Source organism: Streptomyces sp. NPDC050263 (assembly GCF_040655955.1).
Lineage (GTDB): Bacteria > Actinomycetota > Actinomycetes > Streptomycetales > Streptomycetaceae > Streptomyces.
The window spans coordinates 1-3340 of sequence record NZ_JBFAKW010000257.1 but is presented as its reverse complement, the minus strand read 5'-3'; the positions used below and the strand labels follow the sequence as shown (position 1 = coordinate 3340).

Here is a 3340-nt window from a genome sequence, read left to right as displayed (position 1 = left end):
AACAGTGATCTTGGTCGACACGGTTCTAGCAGGAGCTCCATCTCCGCTTCAGGCGGCTTGACACGTCAGCCCCGCGCCTAACTACACGGCATTGGGTCTAGCCCCGTGCGCACGAGACCGTAGACGCCGAGGTTGACCATGGCGGCGCTCATCAGCGCCGAGATCGGGCTGGGCGCCTCCGGGTGGGCGCGCGGCAGCCAGACGTGCAGCGGCACCGCGCCCGCCTTCGACGCGAACGCGGCCGCGACCAGCACGAACACCACACCTCGCACCGTCGGCGACACCGCCCGCGCGCCCTCCCGCAGCGCGGTGAACGTCTCCCCGCCCGCCTGCGCGGCGAACAGAGCGAACCCGGCGAGCAGCAGCACCAGGCCCAGATGGGTCATCACCGCGTACCAGAGCGCGGCCTGGCGTACCGAGGCCCGCTCACGGTGCTCGGCCAGGACCAGCAGCAGGGAGGCGAGCGCCATCAGCTCCCACAGCAGCAGGAACGTCGACACCGACGCCGCCACCGGCACCAGAACCAGGCTGAGGGCGAACAGCGGCAGCACCGCCTGCGCCGTGCGGGAAGCGAACGCGTGCGGGCCGTGACCGGCCGCGTAGCCGATGCCGTACACCGCGACAGCCGTCACGACGGCCCCCGCCACCGCCATGAACAGCCCCGCGAGCGCGTCCACGGCCAGGTGCGTTCCGGCCAGCGGCAGCACCCCGGGCAATGCGGCCGTCCACCGGCTTCCGCCCAGTGCGGCCACTCCCGCCGCGCCACCGCTCACCCCCACACCCGCCGTCAGCACGCCCACCACCGCACCGCGCACCCGGTGTGGCAGGCCGGCCCCGGCCAGCGCTCCCGCGCCGCCCAGCGAGGTAGCCGTCGCCAGGGCGGCGGGGATAACGCTCACCGGCCGGTCACCCTCCGCAGGGCCGCCACGATCTCGCCCGGCTCCGGCGGGCACCCGGGCACCGCCAGGTCCACCGGCACGACGTCGGAGACCGCGCCCTCGACGCCGTAGCCGCCGGCGAACTCCCCGCAGTCGATCGCGCAGTCCCCGACCGCGACCACCAGCCTCGGCTCGCCCATCGCGGCGACCGTGCGGCGCAGCGGCTCCGCCATGTTCCGCGTCACCGGGCCGGTCACCAGCGCCACATCCGCGTGCCGGGGCGAGGCCACCAGCCGCGCCCCGTACCGCTCGGTGTCGTGCACCGGATTGAAGGCCGCGGCGATCTCGATCTCGCAGCCGTTGCAGGAGCCCGCGTCCACGCACCGCACCTGCACCGATCCGCCCAGCTCCCGCGCCTTCTCCGGCACGTCGCCCTCCGGGCGCGGCGGCGCGGGTTCGGCCACCCGCCCCGTGTCACGGATCTTGCGCAACAGCCCCATGAACCTCTCCTCGTGCGGTGAGGGCGTCTCCGCGGGTGGCTAACGAGCCATCCGGCGGCCGGAGTTACGGCGCGCCTTCTGGCGCTCCTGTCTGAAGGGAGGAGGCGGCCGTCTGGCGATCTGCTTCCGCTGTCCACCTCACGGGAGACGGCCGCCGTCTTTGGGCCGCCGCGCTACGGCGGCGGCTTGCCGTGGCCCTGGGCGGCCTGGAGATCGGCGAGCAGTTCGGCCTGCCCGGCCAGCACCCCGGACAGAATGGTGCGCGCGACCCGCAGAAGCTCGGCAACATGTGGGCTGGTCAGCGAGTAGTACACGGTCGATCCCTCCTTGCGGGTCACGACCAGGTTCGCCCGCCGGAGCACCGCCAGCTGCTGGGACAGGTGCGCGGGCTCGATCCCGACCTCGGGCAGCATCTCCGCCACCGCGTACTCGCGCACGCTCAGCAGCTCCAGGACCCGGATGCGTGCCGGATGCCCGAGCGTCTTGAAGAATTCGGCTTTCAGTTGGTATAGAGGCGTGCTCACCGGGCCGTCCCCTCCCCGCAGCAACAGCACGGCACCGCCGGCCGGACCTCGACGCATCGCATCCACCCACTTGTCACGAACATGCGGCCCATCCTCACCCGCGCAGCCGACAACGCCGAATCCGCGCCGAGACACCGGACCACCGGATTCCAGCGGTGACGACCTCTACAATTGCTAACATTAGCAATTACTGAGGTTACGCGAGGGAGGTTTGCATGAGGATCACCCCACTTCGCGGTATAGGCGTCACCTGGTTCAAGTGCCCCGCCTGCCGCCTGAAGTGCCGCCCGGCCGCCGTCGGCCCCGACGGCTTCTGTCCGGGCTGCGGTCACGCCAGCATGCTCAAGCTGTCCTTCGGCCGCCACGTCTCACCGCCTGGCCAGAAGGACGACCGCAGCTGATCCGTGCAAGGCAGGCCGACCGGGTAACGGGAGGGGCACGATGGGTGGGTGGCAGACCCAGTCCGGCAGCGGGGTCCGCTTCGAATGGGGACCCGCGGGCGCGGCCCGCCTCGCCAAGGAGGCGGCCTGCCTGGCCGTCGTGGACGTGCTGTCGTTCACCACGGCGGTGAGCATCGCCGTCGAGAAGGACATACGCGTCCTTCCCTTCTGGTGGCCGGCTTCCGGCGCGAGCGACACCGAGCACGCGGCCGCGGCCATGGCCGCCGAGGCCTACGCCCGCCAGTCCGGCGCCCGACTGGCCGCCGGGCGCGGTTCCATCACCCCCGCCACCCCGTGGTCCCTCTCCCCCGCGCACCTGCGCGCCGCCCCGTTCGTGGCCCGCCTGGTGCTGCCCTCGCCCAACGGCGCGTCCATAGCGGCCGCCACCCCACGCGAGGCGCCGCTGGTCGCCGCGTGCCTGCGCAACGTCACCGCCGTCGGCACCTGGCTCACCTCCCACGGCTACGGCACCCTCGCCCGGCCCATCGCGGTGATCGCCGCCGGAGAGCAGTGGCCCGACGGCCGACTGCGCCCCGCCCTCGAAGACCTCCTCGGCGCCGGAGCCCTCATCAGCGACCTGCACTCCCAGAGCGTAGGCCCGCTGTCCGCGGAGGCCGCCGCCGTGAAGGCGGCCTACGACGGCACCGCCGACCTCGCCCGCGCGATCGCCAACGGCGCCTCGGGCCGCCAACTGACCGAGCTGGGCTTCGTCCAGGACCTCGCGATCGCCACAGAGGAGGACGCCTGCCCGCTCGTCCCCGTACGGGACGGCGACGGCGCGTTCGCCCGGGGATGAGCGGCAAGGTCAGGCGTCACCCCACCGGCCGGACCTCGACGCACCGCATCCACCCCCTTGTCACAAACATGCATCCCCTCCTCACATTCCACGAACCCCCAGCTCACGGTCTGTCAAACGAGCGGTGTAACCAGGGTGTTGGGGCTACTGACGGGCTGCTGAGAGTCGGCCGTCGAAGGTGATGTCGAAGGCGTTCAGGGCG

The 3340-nt window shown here is 72.3% G+C and carries 5 protein-coding genes; 2 read left to right on the top strand and 3 right to left on the bottom strand.

The window, feature by feature from the left end; all coding sequences use genetic code 11:
- Positions 1-77: 77 nt before the first annotated feature.
- The 3 genes from AB0J04_RS45650 to AB0J04_RS45640 all read right to left on the bottom strand — a co-directional run bounded on the left by AB0J04_RS45650 (position 78) and on the right by AB0J04_RS45640 (position 1902).
- Positions 78-899, bottom strand: coding sequence for a proton-conducting transporter membrane subunit (locus AB0J04_RS45650; RefSeq protein WP_363174643.1), 822 nt, complete (start codon positions 897-899; stop codon positions 78-80).
- Entirely contained in the window at positions 896-1378 is a 483-nt protein-coding gene (locus AB0J04_RS45645; RefSeq protein ID WP_363174642.1) for an oxidoreductase, read from the bottom strand. Before AB0J04_RS45645 ends, AB0J04_RS45650 begins: the two co-directional genes overlap by 4 nt.
- A gap of 173 nt (positions 1379-1551) precedes the next feature.
- Positions 1552-1902 (bottom strand): metalloregulator ArsR/SmtB family transcription factor, encoded by a 351-nt coding sequence (locus tag AB0J04_RS45640; RefSeq protein WP_363174641.1) that lies wholly within the window; start codon positions 1900-1902, stop codon positions 1552-1554.
- 215 nt (positions 1903-2117) lie between these two features.
- Between AB0J04_RS45640 and AB0J04_RS45635 the strand changes: the two genes are divergently transcribed.
- Both AB0J04_RS45635 and AB0J04_RS45630 read left to right on the top strand, forming a co-directional pair.
- Positions 2118-2303: a hypothetical protein gene (locus tag AB0J04_RS45635; protein ID WP_363174639.1), complete on the top strand. Its 186-nt coding sequence runs from the start codon at positions 2118-2120 to the stop codon at positions 2301-2303.
- A 40-nt stretch (positions 2304-2343) separates the two neighbouring features.
- On the top strand, positions 2344-3138 hold the full coding sequence (locus AB0J04_RS45630; protein WP_363174638.1) for a 2-phosphosulfolactate phosphatase: 795 nt from the start codon (positions 2344-2346) through the stop codon (positions 3136-3138).
- The last annotated feature ends 202 nt before the right edge of the window (positions 3139-3340 follow it).

Bases quoted from the DNA above. Each gene is read 5' to 3' on its own strand.
- AB0J04_RS45645 (WP_363174642.1), bottom strand. From the start codon at position 1,378: ATGGGGCTGTTGCGCAAGATCCGTGACACGGGGCGGGTGGCCGAACCC.
- AB0J04_RS45630 (WP_363174638.1), top strand. From the start codon at position 2,344: ATGGGTGGGTGGCAGACCCAGTCCGGCAGCGGGGTCCGCTTCGAATGG.
- AB0J04_RS45635 (WP_363174639.1), top strand. From the start codon at position 2,118: ATGAGGATCACCCCACTTCGCGGTATAGGCGTCACCTGGTTCAAGTGC.